The following is a 16,894-nucleotide window of genomic DNA, read 5'->3' as shown; positions in this document are numbered from 1 at the left end:
CTCGATGTAACGGGGCGTTGAATTACAGGAAGAAATCCATGCGGAAGTAGATCGGCGCTTCGCGCTCGCTCATCACTGCCGGGCGTTCCAAAGAATGGGCAAACGTCACGCTGGTGCTGACGTGTTTGCCCCGGGCGAACAGCTCCAGGGAGTTGCTCGAGACCCGACCGTGTACGTCGCCGTTGTAGCGACCGTGGCTGATCACACCTTGGTCGTAGCCGACGCTGGCGCCGTATTCGGCAAAGGCCGGGCGCAGCCAATCGAGCGTCACCGGGCGCGCCCAGCGCACGTCGTTGCGCCAGTAGCCGCCGCTGTCGCCGCTCAGTTGCTGGTCTTTGAAGCCGCGCACCGAGGCCGAGCCGCCGAGGCTGATGCGCTGCGGGCTGAACAGGATGTCTTCACTGCGTTGGCCGGTGGCCAGGCTGGAAAAACTGAACGACTCGCCCCACAGCGTGAACGGCTGCAGGAAGCTGGCGGTGGCGGTGTATTTGCGATAGCGCGCGTTGGGCTGCCGATTGCCTGCGTCATCGCGCTCGTCCTGGGCCTGGGCATCGAGCAAGCCGATGCCGTTCTGCATGCCCAGGTCAACGTTGACGAACCCGCTGCCGATGCGACGCCCGTGGTTGAAGCCCAGTTGCAATTCGCTGAGGCGGTTGCTGCTCGAGGCGGTACGGGTATCGAGGATGTAGTTGTTGGTGCGCAGGTGCGCCACGCCGACGTTCAGCGATGTCTTGCTCACATCGTCACGATGGACCACCCGCTCGGCGCGCAACTGGTGATTCTGGTTGTCGCCGTTCTGCTTGAATTTGTAGTCGTTGGTCACGCCAAAGGTGCGGTAGTCGCTCTCGTTGTAGGTGTAACTGAAGTTCCACCAGCCCCACGGCACGTTGTAGTAGAGCATGCTGTTTTTCGAGGTTTTCTGGTGGTCGCTGACAGCATCGTGGCCGCCGCGCAGCACCAGTTGGTCGGCCAGGCCGAGCGGGCTGTCCCACTCCAGGCCGGCGCCCCATTGCTGTTCGCCGGTGCTTTTCTGCCCATCGTTGTTGCGCGACAGGCTGGCGCGCCAGGGCTTTTGCGGGGTGTTCTTGACCACGACGTCACTGCCGCCTACCTGGGTGCCGGGGGTCAGTTCCATTTGCGCCTGCTTGGAGGGCAGGCGGTTGAGCTGGTCCACCAGTTGCTCGACTTCGCGCAGGTTGAGCGCCTCGCCGACCTTGCCGGGAAAGGCCATGGCCAGCTCGCGATCAGTCACGCTGCTGCCTTGGGCGCCTTTGAGTCCTTCGAGTTTGCCTTCGACCACCAGCACCTGGAGGTGACCGCTGGAAAGATCTTGTTGCGGCAAGTAGGCGCGACTGGTGACCCGGCCTTTGTCGATGTAGTAATCGGTGATGACCTTGAGCAGTTCATTGAGCTGCGACACGCCCAGGCACTGGCCGACATAGGGTTTGAGCAGGCGCTCGCGGTCGGTGGCGGGCAGGCTGTCGGCGCCTTTGAGCGTGATGTCCCGGATCGGGAAGCAACGGCTGTCGGCGGGCGTGGCCGGGGCCTGGGGCTTGGCTTCTTTGCCGGGCAGGTCCTTGAGCTCGTCGAGGCGCCGGCGCTGCTCGTCGAGCAGGCGGTTCTGGCGGTCGCGGATCAGGTCCTGATCGCCCGGCGTGGGGGCGGCCGTGGCGCTGTTCAGGCTTAACCAGGCGAGCAGCAAAGTACACAGAAGATACCGAGTCCGTGGCAATAACAAAGACATGTTCGATCCGTCGAAAATCAAGGCGCGGCAAACTAACATCGAACTTCGGCTGACCCAAGGGACTGGATTAGTTGCACGCAAGTTCTAGATAGTTCTGCAACGCACTGATTTATAACCATAAAAATAATCAAAACAGATAAGCAAGCGCTCACCGGAAGTATTATTCCGACAAACGGCAACTATTTTGATGTTGATTCAGCGAATAACTTATTAATTGCCACTACTTGGCCATCAAGTTATTGCCGAGTTAGGTTAGTACCGGGAAAGACGGAAAAGTTCGCAGGAGTTTTGTGAACCAGGGCTCATTTATCGAGATTGCAGGGCAAACCGATTGGCGACGAGCGGCAAGCCTGATGCCGCAGAACCGCTGGAGGCGCTGTAGAGCCTCGCCGGGGCTCCACAGCGACCACAAAGAGCGGCGTGGTCTGGCCTTCAGCCGATGTCCTTGCCTTTTTCCTGGCCGGGCACCAGGGTCAGCGGCGGGCGTTCCACGTCGCGGGAGACATGGGATTTCACGTCCTCGACGCCGCCATGCTCATCGTTGTGGATGACCAGCACACCCGGCCTGCGCAGTTGCTCCAGGGCCCCCTCCTCCAGCTTAAAACTTTCACTGAGGTGCTTGTCGCTGAGCCTGTTGACCTCGGCGCGGCGCTGGGCGAACTTGCGTCCCTTGCGTTGCTGGTAACGCGCCCAGCTGATCAGGATCACAGCGTTGAACAGGGCGATCCACAGGTAGATCTGCAGGGTGTTGAGCGCCGCGAAAATCGGTGCTTCCAGCCGCGGGCCGCCATGGCTGTCCAGCATCGACGTAATGCCGCGCGCCAACAACCAAATCAGCCCGGCCCAGGCCAGCAGGGTCAACACCACATCGATAACCCACATCACCGGGTTTTGACGAGTTCTCACCAGTTTCATGATCTCGCGTCCTTATTGACAGGTTTGATACCGCGATCCGGGCTGACCCAGCGCGCACGCTTCTGATGCTGCTTGAACAACACCTTGGGAAAACTGACCAGCGTGGTGAACAAGCTGACCAGCCAGAACACCATCGGGTACCACACGGTCCAGAACAGGGTTTTCCACAGGTCTTTTTCGTAGCGCCGGTCGATCAGGATGCTCACGGCAAACTGCACCAGGCACACCATCGCCAGCACCAGCCCGGTAAAGGCCGGAGGCACCAGGGAGTCCACCGCGATCGCCGGGGGCAGCACGATGAACTTACCCACGGCCCAGAAGATCACCGACAACAGGAAGGTGAAGGCCCAGCCGGTGGACAGGCAGTATTCGAACAGCAGCGGCCACAGGTAACGATGCCGCCATTGCCAGATGCCACGGATGTTCTTGAACAGCACTTCGGCGCCACCCTGGGCCCAGCGCAGGCGCTGTTTCCACAGGCCACCGACGGTTTCGGGCATGAGAATCCAGCACAGGCCGCGCGGCTCGTAGAAGATGCTCCAGTGATCGAGTTGCAGCTTCCAACTGATATCGATGTCTTCGGTGATCATGTCGGTGCTCCAGTAGTCGACGCGGTCGAGCGCCTTTTTACGGAACGCCACCACCACACCGGACACCGTGAAGATCCGCCCGAACACACGCTGGGTGCGCTTGATCAAGCCGATGATCGAGGAGAACTCGCCGACCTGCACGCGGCCGATCAAGGTCGAGCGCGTGCGGATGCGTGGGTTGCCGGTCACGGCGCCCAGGCGCGGGTTGTCGAGCATCGGCGCCACCAGGTAGGCCGCCGCGTTTTTGTCGAGCAGCGCATCGCCGTCGATGCACACCAGGTACTCGCTGCGCGCCGCCACAGCGCCCATGCGCAAGGCCACGGCCTTGCCCTGGTTCTGCGCCAGGTGCAGCACCCGCAGGCGCGGATGCTCCAAGGCCAAGGCATCGAGCACCGCTGCCGTGTTGTCCTTGGAGCCATCGTTGACGGCGATCACTTCAATGTTCGGGTACACCTGGCCCAGCGCCGCATGAATGGTCTCGGCGGCGTTATCGCCTTCGTTGTAGCAAGGGATGATGATCGAGATCAGCGGGTTGCCGGCCAGGGTCGGCGCCGGCGTGTCTTCCTCCCACGGCCAGTGGCGCTCCCAGTGCAGCCAGAAGTACAGGCCGCCGGCGATCCACAGCGCCGACATGAACAGCGGGTAGAAGAACACGAAGTCCATCAGGAATTGCCCGGTGATCAGGAAGATCAAGCCCAGGGGCACGCCCAATACCAACGCCAGTACGAATAAAGCCAGGATTCTATCGAACATGGTCAAGGGTTCCATTGGTTGGAAAGGGCCGGACGCACGGTTTTCAAGTCCGGGGAATTTTCCAGGAAGTTGTCGGGGTAGTAGCCAAAACTCGTGACCCCCTGGCGTTTGAGTACGCCCATCCATTCGGCCAATTGCGCACCGCTCAGGTCCGGCGCGGCCTTGGTGCGCCAGTCTTTGGCTTGCAGTTCGAATACGGTGCGTTCCAGTGCGCCAGGGCGCGCCTTGACCGTGGCGACCAGTTTTTCCAGCCAGGCATTGGAATTCTTGAGCGTCTCGCCTTCCATCAGCGGCATGGCCATCGGCGCGGTCCAGTCATAGGTCTGGAGGAAGTCGTCGAGGTTCTGCGCGAACCACGCTTCGCTCTGCGGGTTGAGCATCGGCTCGGCGAAGATATTGCGCGCGGTCTGCACCTGCGGACCACCGATGGCGCGGACCTTGGCGGTCAGCTCCTGGGTGAAGTCGATCAGGTAACGACTCTTGAAGCGCGTCCAACGCTGCATCACCGCCGGGTCGGCGCGCAGGGCCGCGATGCTGGCGGGCAGGCCGTTGGCGGCATAGACCTTGAGCGCGGCGGGGCTGGCGTCTTCGAAGTCGGACAGCAGCGCATCGTCGTGGTACAGCACGCCGTCGATGGCATTGTTGCGGGCCAGGTCCTCATAGATCTCGCCAATGATCTTGCGCACCTGCGGGTCGAACGGCGACAGGCGCTGGTATTGATCCGGGTCGAGACCGACCTTGCCGGTCTCCGGGTCCCAGCGGGTCACGCGCGGCAGCTTGGGGTCGAGGGCGAAACTGAGCACCGGCATCCAGGCATACACGCTGGCATGGGCACGGGTGTGCAACTGCCAGGCGACACGGTTGAACAGGTCGGCACGCACCGGCAAGTGGCGGTTGGGGAAGTACAGTTGATGCACCAGGCCATCACCCTTGGGGTCGGCGAAGGCTTGCAGGAACACGGTGCCCGCGCCCATGTCCACCACGCGCTGCACCAGTTGGTCGAGGTTGCGCGCTTGTTGGGCCGGGTCCGGGTCGTAGACGTTGTCCAGGTCCACATGCAGCACCCGCAGCGGTGCCTGGGTTTGCACCGCGACGATGCTGTTGGCGAAATGTTCGCCGTCCGGGTCGGACGCCACCAGGAAGCGCGGGCTGTTCATCAGGTTGGACGAGCTGTCGAGGCCGTCTTCCAGGGTCAGGGCCATCTCATAGCCCTGCTCGCCGACGATCGCCAGCGAGGTGCCCTTGGCTGCGCCGTAGGGCCATACCCACACCCGAGGCGCCTTGCCGGTGACGCTGCGGATCTTGTTGGAGATCGCCACGACATCCGCGCGCATCCGCGCCTCGAACTGCGCCTGGGTTTCATAGCGGCCGGTGGCCGGATCGAAGCGCAGGGAGGTCGCTGCCGGCTCCAGGTTGCCCTGGGGGTTGGCCAATATCCCTTTGTGACTGGCATCGGTGTGCGCGGCGATTTCCACCAGACCCGAGCGAGACACTTCGCGGATCTGCGCCCAGGTCAGGAACTCACCCCGCGGGCGCGGTGAGCCGGCAAAGTCCACCGGTTGGTTCATCGGCGTGTCGATCCAGGTGCCAACCGGCGCAAGCAGGGCCGGCCAGTGATAGGCCCGCAGTATCGGCATCACGCGGGTATAGAAGCTCGAATAGCCATCATCGAAGCTGAGCATCACGGCTTTTGGCGGCAGCGCCGGACCGCCACGGCGGGCCGCGAGGACCTGGTCGACACTGACCGCCTGGTAACCGTTCTCCCGCAGCCAGGCCAACTGCTCGATCAAACGTTCGGTACGCACCGCCACCACCGCCTGGTCGGGGTCGCGATCCTCGACGTCGTGATAGGCAATGCCCAGGAAATGGTTTTTCGGCCACGGCACTTCGTTGGCCGGGGTCGGCCGCTCGGCGGGTGGAGTGAAAGGGGCGGGCTGCTGGGCGCAGGCACTGGCCAGCAATACACCCAGGACCAGTAAGCAACGGCTGAGGACAGTCATGGTCAGGCTCTTCTAGAAACGGTAAGTGAGGTCGACGAGCAGGCGCAGATCGCGTTCGCGATCACCGTCATAGGGTCGGCTGATCAGGCTCAGGTTGGCGCCGGCTTCGAGAACGTCGTTCCAGCGAAAGCGTTGGCCGTAACCGATCAAGCCGACACCGCCGGTGGAATAATCCTTCTGGCTATACGTACCCGCTCCGACTTGGAACTGCTGACTCCACTGGGTCTCGTAGTGGTGATAGAGCACGTGGTTGACGGTGACGGTGGGCAACACGCTGAAGTCCGACTTCGGGTTGAAGTACACCGTGTCGGCCTTGCTGTTGTGGCTGGCGCTGACTTCCAGGCCCAGGTCCACTTGCACGCCCGGCGAGCTGTAGATGCCCTCGCGGCCGGTGAGCAAGGTTTCGATGCGGTCGTTGCCGTCGCTGAAGTGCGACGGGCTGAGGGACAGCTTCCACTCACGGCTTTCATTGGCGCGCCAGCGGATGAAGCCGCTGCCGCCGTTGGCCGTGATGTCGGCATTCAGCGCACGCAACGGTGTGGTGGCCGAGAGATAATCGAGGCTGCCGCCGTATTGCCAGTTATCGTTGATGTCGCGGGCGATCGACACGCGCGCGCCTTGTTTGGAGCCAAAGCCGTAGGAATGGTTGGACACCTCGGCTTCCAGGGTCATGTCGCGGGTCCGCCGCTCCACGCCCACGCGCTGCCAACGGTGCTGGCCGGTGCCTTCGGAAAAGTCGGCGGTGGCGTAGCCGGCGCCGGCGAACAGGCGCCAGTCTTCATCGATGGGCGGCGTGTAGATCACGCTTTCAATGCCCCAGTCACGGCTGCCGGTGACCGCGCCCACGTCGCCGTTATTACCGCCGCCATAGCTTTTGCCGGTGTAGGCCTCGACGCGCACTTCGGCCATGTCGTGGACGTTGCGCAGGCGCTGGAGACGCTGCACCTGGCGGCTGTCGGGGTTGCGGGCGATGACGTCATCGGCGAGCACGTCGAGTTGGCGCCACTCCTGCAGATCCATGGCGGTGTACGCCTGGGACACTTCCAGACTGATGTCGCGCGGCACCTGGGCTTCGGTTTCCTTGAGGGTCGCTTCGGCGCGCCGTGGCAGGTCGCGGGCGCGGTACATGTCCGCCTGGGCCAGGCGCAGGCCGACGTTGCCCGGAGCCCGTGCCACCAGGGCTTCCAGGCCGGCTTCGCTGCCCGGCAGATCGCCCCCGTACACGCCGGACTGCGCCGACAGTTGCTGGGCATCCATCCACGCATCGTTGGGGTTGCCGATGGGCAGACCCTTGAGTTCGACCCGCGGTTTCTGGTTGTCGGCGAGGGTAGTGGCGACCTTGCGGGCTTCGACACCTTTGTCGCTTTCCTGCAGGGCGTAGAACAAGGCCGTGCTGTCTTCGACCCGGTCATCGGGCTCGGCGTCGGTGGCGCTCAGTGCCTGGCGATACAGCGGCTCGGCCTTTTCCGGCTGGCGCTGGTCGAGGTAGGACGCCGCCACCCAGCGCACTGCGTAGGTCGGCAATTGCACGCCTTCGGCCCTGAGGGTTTCGTACTCGCGAATCACCTCGGCGGTGCGCGCCCGGGCCTTGAGTGCGCCCAGGCGGTCGATGCGCCAGCGCACCACGTCGTCATGGGCGCTGGCATCGGGGGTCCAGCGGGTGAGCAGTTTGTCGTAGTCCTGCAGGGCGCGGTCGGCGATCACGTAGCGTTCTTTCTCGGTGCGCGCGGCGAACTCGGCCATGCGTACCCGTTCGGCGGCCAGGTCGCCTTCGAGGCGGCGCTGGGTGACGGGGTCGAGCAGGCCCGGGCGCTGGGTCGCCAGACGCAAGGCCGGCTCCGGCAGGCGGGCCTTTTGCAGGGCGACGATGTATTCACGGGCGACTTCAGGCTTGTCGCCGGCGCGGATAAACGCTTGGTCGAACTCAAACAGGGCGTCGTAATTCAAGCCGGCGCGAGTCAGCGCGTAGCCCAGGGCCATGCGCCGGTTGGGGTCGTCGGGCTTGGCCGCGACCATTGCGCGGGTGCGCTGCACCGCCTCGCTGGCTTGGCCGCCGTCGGCCTGGGTCAACGCCAGGCCGAGTTGCAGGTCGGTATTGTTCGGTTCACGCAGCAATGCCTGGCGATACACCGCCTCGGCCTTGGCCCACTGCTGTTGGTTGCGATAAGTGCGTGCCACCGTGGCGAGCGCCTGGGTGTTCAGGTTGCGATTCTTGCCCTGGGCCTCATACACCTTCAGCACTTCGGCGTCCTGGCCGGCCCACCCGGCGATCACCAGATGGTCGCTGACCTGGCCCGCTGTCTGCCGTTCGGCAGGCAACTGGCGCAGTTGGGTCAGCGCGGGGGTGAAGTTGCCGTTGCGCGCCTGGATGATCAGGGCGTCATAGGCCGGGTCGGCCACGGCGAAGGTGGGCATCAGCAACTGACTGCACAAGGCGACCCCGATGAGCAGTCGCAACCGGCCTGATGCACTGAGTGGTGGGTTTGGCAACATATCGCGAGCTTCCTTACACACGGAAAGCTGTAACGATAGGTGGTCCTGAGCAATTTGCTGCAGGGTGCCGGCGTCTCGGGACCCGGCCTAGCTTTCCTGTGGAAACTATCCCTCAAGAAAATAGGAAAAAGTCCAATTCAGAACAATTGTTCAGAATTGCCCGACACACTAAAAAATGAATACGGGGGCGGACTTGCCGGAGATAACGGGGTATCAGCCAATCGCCATGGCGACTATTTGACCCGTATCACCCGCAACTCCGCCCCCGCAGATTTTTTTTAACGGTGCAGCAATTATTACTGCGCGCCGCCCATCGCACCGACTTTGGACATGACGAAGGAGAGGAATTGTTCAACCGTCATCTTCTGGCCGTTGAACGTCACTTCGTTGTTGGCGTAGTGCAGCTTGGACACCACGTCGCTGCCAACCAGGGTCGCCAGTTGCGTACCGACGGCCATGCCGCTGATCATCTCGCTGGCCATCTGGGATTGCTGTTCGATGGCTTCAGGGTCGGTCACACCACCGAGCTGCGCTTGCAGGGCGGCAACGTCGGCGATCATTGGCTTGGACAGGCTCAGGTTGGCATCGAGCAACGCGATGATCTGCTTGCCCAGCTCCAGCGGCGGCAGTTCCATGCTGCTTGGCTTGGCCAGGTCCACGACCAGGCTGAATTTGCTTTCGCCACCGGTGGTTTTCAGCGACAGGTTTTCCACCGCCACTTGCGGCTTGGCGGCCAGCAGTTGGTTGACGTTGGTATCGGCCAGGGCCTGCTCGGCGTCGCTCAGTTGCAGCTCGGGTACCGGTTCACCGGCGGCAGCGGCGGCCTGCACGGGTGCCATCTTGTCCTGATAGAGCTTGGTCAGCACCAGCATCGACGGCACGTCGACGTTCTTCATACTCAGGGCCATGGCGGCCGAACCCACGGGTTTGCCCTGGTAACCGATCTCGTCGATCTTGTAATCGACGCGCCCGGCCAGGTTGTTGTCCTTGGTGTCGCTGGTGTCTTTCTGCTCGAAGCCCTTGAGGGTCAGCACGGCCCTCTGCGGGCCCATGGTGAGCTTGGTGTCGGTCAGTTCCACGGTGTTCTGCCCGGTGTAGAAACCGAACGTGGATTTTTCCAGGTTGCTGGCCACTGTCAGCCCGGCCAGTTCGGCTTCGAACGGCGAGCCATTGGCGTCGACGACCGCGACCTTGAGGCTGTTCATGTAACCGTCGGCCTTGACCTTCTTGCCTTCGGCGCTGCTGTCGAAGTTCAGGTTGGCACCGGAGAAGCTCACCGACGACTTGTCGTCCTTGAACGCCAGGGGCAGCAATTCGACGTTGCCGTTGACCGAGAGGCTGTAGCCGATGTTGGCCACGCCCTTGAGCGGCGACACGTCTTGGGCGGCGGCAAACCACTTCTCGGTGGTGGCGTTCTTTTCCAACTCATAGTGACTGGTGGCCATGACCGGCAGCCATTTCAGCGTGACCAGGCGCGACAACGGCAGCGGGCCGTGTTCGATATGGTCGACGAACAGCAATTCAGGGTTCGGGTTGTCTTCGCCGAAGACCGCACCTTGTGCTTTCAGGCGGTAATGGGCGGTGCTGCTGAACACGCCACGCTCCAGGGACACCAGCTCAAGGGCCATCGTGCCGTCGACGCCGGCCATGGAGGTCTTCAGTTCCTTGTTGGCGTTCTGGATCGCGGTTTGCAGCACCGGTTCCAGTTGCTTACCGGTGTACCAGGCGCCGCCTGCACTGACGACGCCAACGGCGACAACAAAACCCAAAAGAACGACTGCTGGCTTATTCATGAGGTGACCTGATCAAATCCTGTGAGAAGTGGGCTGTCTTCCTTGAACCCCGAGTGAGGTTGGCTCAAGCCCGCCGAAAAACGGGGGGAAGATTAGCACTGGCGGCCGCGAACGGCCCAGACTTTCAGAGGGATCAGTTCCACGCAAGTTCAGGAATATTCCGTTTCGATCTCGTCCAACTGATGGTCGAAACTCTTCAACCGGGCGGTCCAGGTGTACACCAACACCTCGAATTCACGGTGTATCACGGCATTACCGGGGGTATCGACCTTGGGGTCGCAGAAGTCCAGTTGGTAGCGTTCGCGGGCCATCTGCGTGGCCACATCGGACAATTCCCGCGCATTATTCAGCCAATGCCTACCGTCGGCGACCTGCCGATCCAGCAGCACGCATTGTTTTTTCAGGGTCTCGAGGCTTTTTTCCAAGGGCGTGCCGGTCAGGTCGCCCATGACTTCCTGGAAGGTGCGCCCGGGCTGCCAATAGCTGCCCCAGAAATAGCGGTCGAACACGGTTTCGACCCGCCGCAGGGCGACCTTGGTGTCCCAGATCGCGACGCGGGTCTTGCCTTGTTCGAGGAGTTTTTTCTTCACCTTTTGGTTTTGGTAGGACGCCCAGGCGACGACGCCGATGGACAAGGTGCCGATCACCAGGCAGGCGCTGTCGAGAAACACCATGGCCGTGTCGATTCGGTGAGCGAGCATGACGCCGTAGAAGTAGGCCGCCGATAACAACACCAGTGCGAAGCACACGCACCAGAAAGCGGGAGCATAAGGGTTTTTCATTATTGGAATCCCCATGAGCAAACGCGAGCTGTGTCAGGCGGGCCCTCTGCCGGTCAAAAAGCATGGCGGCCCGCTTGTCAAAGCATAGCTAGCTGCTCAGGGTTTGCCGGGCTGTGAGGCTTGCGTTCGTCCGCTTTCCCAGCCGCCGCCCAGGGCCAGGAACAGATCGATCTGGCTCATGGCAACCTGGGTGTTGGCCGCCGCCAGTTGCGCGCGCACATCGGTGTAGGTGCGCGTGGCTTGCAGGTCGGCGAGGAACGATGCGCGGCCGGCCTGGAAGAAGCGGTGGGTCTGGTCTGCGGCTTCCTTGGCCGATGCGTCGGCTTCGGCCAGCGCATCGCGGCGCTGTAACTGCGCGGTGTACTGCGCCAGGCCGGTCTGGGTTTCGCGGATGGCGTTGAGCACCACCCCGTCGAAGTGCGCGAGGGCGCCCTGGGTCGCCGCTTCGGCTTCGTGGATGCGCGCGCGGGCGCCGTTGGTCGGCACGGTCCAACTGATCATCGGGCCAAAGCCCCAGCGGTTGGTGGCCGGTGTGCCGAGATTTTCGAGCAACCCGACCGTGCTGACCGAGGCGCCGATACTGATGTCCGGGTACAGCGCGCCCGTGGCCACGCCGATGCGCGCCGTGGCCGCGGCCAGTTGGCGTTCCGCCTGGCGCACATCGGGGCGACGCTTGAGCAGCGTCGCGCCATCGCCCACCGGCAGCAGTTGGGCGATGTGCGGGAGTTCGGCGCACGTACCGGTGCCCGCCGGCAGTTGCGCCACCGGCTTGGCCAGCAGCATCGACAGGCGGAACAGCCCGGCCTGGCGCGCAGCTTCGTAGCGCGGCATGTCGGCGCGCAAGGATTTGTACTGGGTCTGCGAGCGGGTGACCTGGGTTTCATCGCCGCGCCCGGCGTCGCGCAGGCGCTGGGTCAACGTCGTGCTCTGGGCTTGCAGGTCGAGGGATTCGTTGGCGATCGCCAGCTCTTCGTTGGCCGCGCAGACTTGCGTGTACGAACGCACCACATCGGCGACCAGGGTGATCCGCGCAATATCGGCCGCAGCCTGGGTTGCGTCGGCGCTGGCCTGGGCACTTTCGATGCCGCGCTGCAAGGTGCCGAACAGATCGAATTGATACGAGGTGGTGATCCCCACGCTGCCGATGTTGCCCACCGGGACTTTTTCCGAGAGTAAAAACGCTTCGCCGGACTCTTGCAGGCGCTGGGCTTCGGCCTTGGCGCCGGCACTCCAGCCGCCGACGGATTCAGCCTCCTGCACCTGATAGCGCGCCCGCTGCAAGTTGGCGGCGGCGACGCGCAGGTCGGTGTTGGAAGCCATGGCCTGGCGCACCAGTTCATCCAGGCGCGGGTCGTTGTACAGCTTCCACCAGTCCGCCGGCACCGGCGCCGAGACCACGTTGGCGCCCTCGCCCGCCAGTTGCCCTTGCAGGTCGCCACGGTTCATGGCGGCCTTGTCCGGCAGTCGATAATCCGGGCCGACCACCTGGCAGGCTGACAACAGCAAACCCAGCGCCGCGGTTGCCAAAATCTGCTTCATGGCTGGGCTCCGTCCTTGGGCTTGTCGCCGATGATCGACACCGTCGCGGTGCGCCCGGCGATCATGCGAAAGTCCGCCGGCACCTCGTCAAACGCGATACGCACCGGAATCCGCTGGGCCAGGCGCACCCAGCTGAACGCCGGGTTGACGTTGGGCAGCAGGTTGGCGCCGCTGCTGCGGTCACGGTCCTCGATACCGGCGACGATGCTCTGCACATGGCCGTGCAGGCGGGCGCCGTCGCCAATCACACGGATATCGACGCCCATGCCGACGTGGATGCCGTCGAGCTTGGTCTCTTCGAAGTAGCCGTCGATATGGAAGGAGTTGCTGTCCACCACCGACAGCACCGGGCGCCCGGCGGTGACGAACTCCTGCGTGCGCGGCGCACGGTCGTTGACGTAGCCGTCCACCGGGCTGCGGATCACCGAACGGTCGAGGTTGAGTTGCGCCGAGTCCACCGTCACTTGCGCTTCGGCCAGGGCCGACTGGGCACGGGCGACGCGGGACTGGCTTTCTTCCAGTTGCTCGCTCGGCACCAGGTTGCCCAGGCCACGGTTACGCTTGTACTCGCGCTGGGCCTGGGCCAGGGTTTCCTGGCGGTCGGCCACGGCGGCCTGGGCCTGGCGCAGGGCCAGCTTGAAGCGGTCCTGGTCGACGGCGAACAGCACCTGGCCTTTGCTCACCAGTTGGTTGTCGCGCACGTCGACGCGCTGGATCAGCCCGGACACGTCCGGGGCGATCTGCACGATGTCGGCACGGATGTGGCCGTCACGGGTCCAGGGCGCAAACATGTAGTACATGACCATGCGCCATACGACGACGACCGCGAAGCTCACGATCAACAACGTCAGGACGACACGGCCGATGGTCAAAAAAGGTTTTTTCATGTCATCAGGTATCGACTGAGTGAGTCCACCGCGCCCAGCAACAGCGCGTAGAGCCCCACGTTGAACAATGCCCGGTGCCAGACCAGGCGATAAAAGTGCAGACGGGTCAACAACCCATGCACCAGCAGAAACAACAGGTACGCAATGCCCATCAGCACCAGCAGCGTGGGCAGGAACACCCCGCTGACATCCAGATCACCGATCATAAAGGCGCTCCATCAGGCAGCGGCGCCTCGGTCTCGGTGCCGCCAATCAATTCCACGCCGGGCAACAGCGCCAGGCGCAGACCCACCAGGGCATGCAACAGATGCAGGCGGGTGTCGTCTTCGTCTTGCAGGCCTTGGCCGTTGAGGGCGCGGCGCGTGCGGTCGAGGGTCATCAGCAGGCCGCTCGGCGAGGGCAAGCGTCGGCCCGCCTTGAGGCAGGCCTTGTAGTAAGCGCCGACGCCTTCCACCACTTGGCCGAGCAACACCCGCGGTACGCCGTAGATCCGTGGCGAGTAGGCCAGCAGGTCGAGCAGGTTCAGCGCCACGCGCAAATCGCGCAGGGCGACGCCGGTGTCATGGCCGATGATGGCCAGGCGCGGCAGGTGCTGCATCAAGCGATCGAGCATTTGCGCGGCCAGGTACCGTTGTTCGGCCAGGTTCGCCGGTTCGGTCAGGCCGACGATGTCGTGCCAGGTGAACCGGGTCAGGCGCTTGGCGGCCAACTCGGCACCGAAGGGCCGCGCGATCAGCGTCCACACAAAGGCAAACAGCAGGCCCACGGGCCCGGCCAGGTTGACGTTGGCGAAGTTGAGGAAGTCGGCGTCATAGGCGCCCTGGATGCTGATGAACGACGAGGTGTTCACCAACGTCAGCAGCATGCCCAGGTAGAAACGCGGTTGGACCGTGAGTGTGCCGATGCAGATAAACGGCACCGCGAACGCCAGCACCAGCATGGGGAAATCGTGCAGGTTGGGCAGCACCAGGAACAGATACAGGCTGGCGAACAGCACCGACATGGCGGTCCAGAAAAAGAACCGGTAGATCTGCGGCGCCGGGTCGTCCATCGACGCAAAGAAGCTACAGGCGACGGCTGCCAGGATCACGGCGCTGCCGCCGTCGGTCCAGCCCAGCAGAATCCACAGCACCGAGGCGACGATGATCGCGGTGACGGTGGAAAACGCCGAGTAGAACATCAGGCCACGGTCGAGAAAAGGCGTCAGGCGGCCCAGGCGCCAGTGGCGGTAAACGGCGCGCCAGGTGTCCTGGCTCTCGCATTGGATCGCGGCCTGCAGGCTGCGGCAGTCTTGCCACAGGTCGATCCACTCACCCAGGCGATACAGCGCGTTGGAGAACAGCAGCGTGTGGCGGTCGTCCAGCGCTTCGCCTGCCGGTTGCAGCGCGTCGAGTTGGTCACGCAGGGTGCGCCAGCGTTCCAACGGGGCCGACTCGGTGGTGCTTTGCAGCCACTGATCCGTGGCCTCCAACAGCGGCGCGAGCGTTTCGAGAAACTCCGGCGCACGGTGTTCGATGGCGTATAGCGCATCGTCGAGCGCATCCACCACCGGCAGCAGGTGGATCATCCGCCCGCGCAGCTCCTTGGTGTTGCGTACCGTCTGCGGCCGGGCGCCTTCGTGGGGCAACTGGCCGATCATCAATTCCAACGTGTTGAAGGTGGCGACCATGCCGCCGCGCAAGGCGCTGACTTCGTCGCGCGCCACGTTGCGGCTCATAAAGCGCTGGCTGTAGACCTGGGCGTCGCTGAACCACTTGGCCACCGAGCCATCGAACACCGGCATCAGGCGCCGCGGCCAGAACATTGCGCCGACCACCGCCGCCACCGCGATGCCAAGAAAGATTTCCTCGGTGCGCGCTTCAGCCACGTCCCACACCGTCAGCGGGTTATCCACCACCGGCAAGGCGATCAGCGGCAAGGTGTAGCCGGCCAGCATCAAGGCGTAGTTGTTCGCGGTGCGCAAGTGCATGGAGAGAAACAGCAGGGTGCCCGTCCACAATGCAATCACCACCACCAGCAGGTAGGGCGATTGCACAAACATCGGCACGAACACCACCGCCGCCGCCGCGCCCATGAAGGTGCCGATCGCACGGTACAGCGCCTTGGAACTGGTCGGCCCGACAAACGGGCTGGAGACGATGTACACCGTGGCCATCGCCCAGTACGGACGCGGCATTTGCATGAGCATGGCGATGTACAACGCGATCATCGACGCCGCGAACGTGCGTACCCCGTAGAACCAGTCCCTGGCCGGCGGCATGCCGGTAAAAAATCCTCTCAAGATGCTGCAACCACAGGGTATTGATGCGCGACTTCAAAGGCGCGCAACACGCGCAGCGCAACCTCCATGTCCGCAGGCGCAATATCGGCCAGCACGTCGCGGCGCAGGCGCACCAGTTGCGCCTCCACCGCCTGTACCAGCTCACGGCCCCGCGCGGTGAGGCTCAAGGCCTTGGCGCGGCGGTCGTGGGTGTCTTCGCTGCGGCACACATAGCCGCCGCTGCACAGTTGGTCGAGCAGGCGCACCAGCGACGGGCTTTCCATCCCCGAAGCCTGGGCCACTTTGACTTGATGCACCCCGTCGCCCAGGCGGCCGATCATCAGCAACGGCACGGCGCAGGCTTCGGAAATACCGTAGCTCAGCAGCGTGTTCTGGCAGATTTTGCGCCAATTACGGGCGCCCACCACCATGCTGCTGCTGAGGTTCATCTGGAGTTGTTCGAGGGTCTTGGGCACTGGATCGTTCACATACAGTTAGTTTGCTAACTATCAATATGGTGGATGGCGCTAGATGCGTCAAGTTTTGAAACAAATTTAGCGGATGCGTGGCGTGGGTAAGTAAAGCGGCTTTCAGCACGAAGGTTGGATCTTCAACGATAGCCGCAACGCCGCATGATCCATGTGGGAGGGGGCTTGCCCCCGATAGCGGAGTGAAGGCAATACACGATTGACTGATCTGCCGCTATCGGGGGCAAGCCCCCTCCCACATTTGGATCGGTGTCGGCTTCAGGATTGCTGTGCGGCCTGCCATTCGGGCGGCGCGTGGGTAAGTAAAGCAACTTTCAGTGTGAGGGTTGGATCTTCAACGATAGCCGCAACGCCGCATGAACCCTGTGGGAGGGGGCTTGCCCCCGATAGCGGAGGTTCAGGCAATACATGGTTGACTGATCTGCCGCTATCGGGGTAAGCCCCCTCCCACATTTGGATCGGCGTCGGCTTCAGGATTGCTGTGCGGCCTGCCATTCGGGCGTGGCGTGGGTAAGTAAAGCGACTTTCAGTGTGAGGGTTGGATCTTCAACGATAGCCGCAACGCCGCATGACCCATGTGGGAGGGGGCTTGCCCCCGATAGCGGAGTGAAGGCAATACACGATTGACTGATCTGCCGCTATCGGGGGCA

At 63.2% G+C, this 16,894-nt stretch carries 12 protein-coding genes; all 12 read right to left on the bottom strand.

Annotated elements, in window-relative coordinates:
* Nucleotides 1-22: 22 nt before the first annotated feature.
* Nucleotides 23-1,744 carry a ShlB/FhaC/HecB family hemolysin secretion/activation protein gene (locus tag AC07W0_RS15900; RefSeq protein WP_102618703.1) on the bottom strand — a complete coding sequence of 574 codons (1,722 nt, stop codon included), beginning with the start codon at nucleotides 1,742-1,744 and terminating at the stop codon, nucleotides 23-25.
* 432 nt (nucleotides 1,745-2,176) lie between these two features.
* The gene (gene pgaD, locus AC07W0_RS15895) at nucleotides 2,177-2,659 is read right to left on the bottom strand and encodes a poly-beta-1,6-N-acetyl-D-glucosamine biosynthesis protein PgaD (RefSeq protein ID WP_102618704.1); all 483 of its coding nucleotides are present in this window, start codon (nucleotides 2,657-2,659) and stop codon (nucleotides 2,177-2,179) included.
* A complete protein-coding gene (pgaC, locus tag AC07W0_RS15890) occupies nucleotides 2,656-4,002 on the bottom strand; it encodes a poly-beta-1,6-N-acetyl-D-glucosamine synthase (protein WP_046385106.1) in 1,347 nt (448 codons plus the stop codon). Before pgaC ends, pgaD begins: the two co-directional genes overlap by 4 nt.
* Nucleotides 4,003-4,004: 2 nt before the next feature.
* Complete coding sequence (pgaB, locus tag AC07W0_RS15885; protein ID WP_046489622.1) at nucleotides 4,005-6,002, bottom strand: poly-beta-1,6-N-acetyl-D-glucosamine N-deacetylase PgaB; 1,998 nt, start codon at nucleotides 6,000-6,002, stop codon at nucleotides 4,005-4,007.
* A 12-nt stretch (nucleotides 6,003-6,014) separates the two neighbouring features.
* Nucleotides 6,015-8,495 carry a poly-beta-1,6 N-acetyl-D-glucosamine export porin PgaA gene (gene pgaA, locus AC07W0_RS15880; RefSeq protein WP_102618705.1) on the bottom strand — a complete coding sequence of 827 codons (2,481 nt, stop codon included), beginning with the start codon at nucleotides 8,493-8,495 and terminating at the stop codon, nucleotides 6,015-6,017.
* A 296-nt stretch (nucleotides 8,496-8,791) separates the two neighbouring features.
* Nucleotides 8,792-10,288, bottom strand: coding sequence for a YdgA family protein (locus tag AC07W0_RS15875; RefSeq protein WP_102618706.1), 1,497 nt, complete (start codon nucleotides 10,286-10,288; stop codon nucleotides 8,792-8,794).
* Between the two features lie 149 nt (nucleotides 10,289-10,437).
* Nucleotides 10,438-11,070 (bottom strand): hypothetical protein, encoded by a 633-nt coding sequence (locus AC07W0_RS15870; RefSeq protein WP_026139839.1) that lies wholly within the window; start codon nucleotides 11,068-11,070, stop codon nucleotides 10,438-10,440.
* Nucleotides 11,071-11,166: 96 nt separating this feature from the next.
* The gene (locus tag AC07W0_RS15865) at nucleotides 11,167-12,609 is read right to left on the bottom strand and encodes an efflux transporter outer membrane subunit (RefSeq protein ID WP_102618707.1); all 1,443 of its coding nucleotides are present in this window, start codon (nucleotides 12,607-12,609) and stop codon (nucleotides 11,167-11,169) included.
* Entirely contained in the window at nucleotides 12,606-13,496 is an 891-nt protein-coding gene (locus tag AC07W0_RS15860; protein WP_017845524.1) for an efflux RND transporter periplasmic adaptor subunit, read from the bottom strand. Before AC07W0_RS15860 ends, AC07W0_RS15865 begins: the two co-directional genes overlap by 4 nt.
* A complete protein-coding gene (locus AC07W0_RS15855) occupies nucleotides 13,493-13,702 on the bottom strand; it encodes a DUF1656 domain-containing protein (protein WP_017845525.1) in 210 nt (69 codons plus the stop codon). Before AC07W0_RS15855 ends, AC07W0_RS15860 begins: the two co-directional genes overlap by 4 nt.
* Complete coding sequence (locus AC07W0_RS15850; RefSeq protein WP_102618708.1) at nucleotides 13,699-15,777, bottom strand: FUSC family protein; 2,079 nt, start codon at nucleotides 15,775-15,777, stop codon at nucleotides 13,699-13,701. The genes AC07W0_RS15855 and AC07W0_RS15850 overlap by 4 nt, the downstream gene beginning before the upstream one ends.
* A complete protein-coding gene (locus AC07W0_RS15845; RefSeq protein ID WP_102618709.1) occupies nucleotides 15,774-16,205 on the bottom strand; it encodes a MarR family winged helix-turn-helix transcriptional regulator in 432 nt (143 codons plus the stop codon). Before AC07W0_RS15845 ends, AC07W0_RS15850 begins: the two co-directional genes overlap by 4 nt.
* Nucleotides 16,206-16,894 lie beyond the last annotated feature (689 nt).

Source organism: Pseudomonas sp. GW704-F2, from assembly GCF_059423025.1.
The sequence above is the reverse complement of the archived record's forward strand: the minus strand, read 5'-3'. Positions and strand labels throughout refer to the sequence as shown.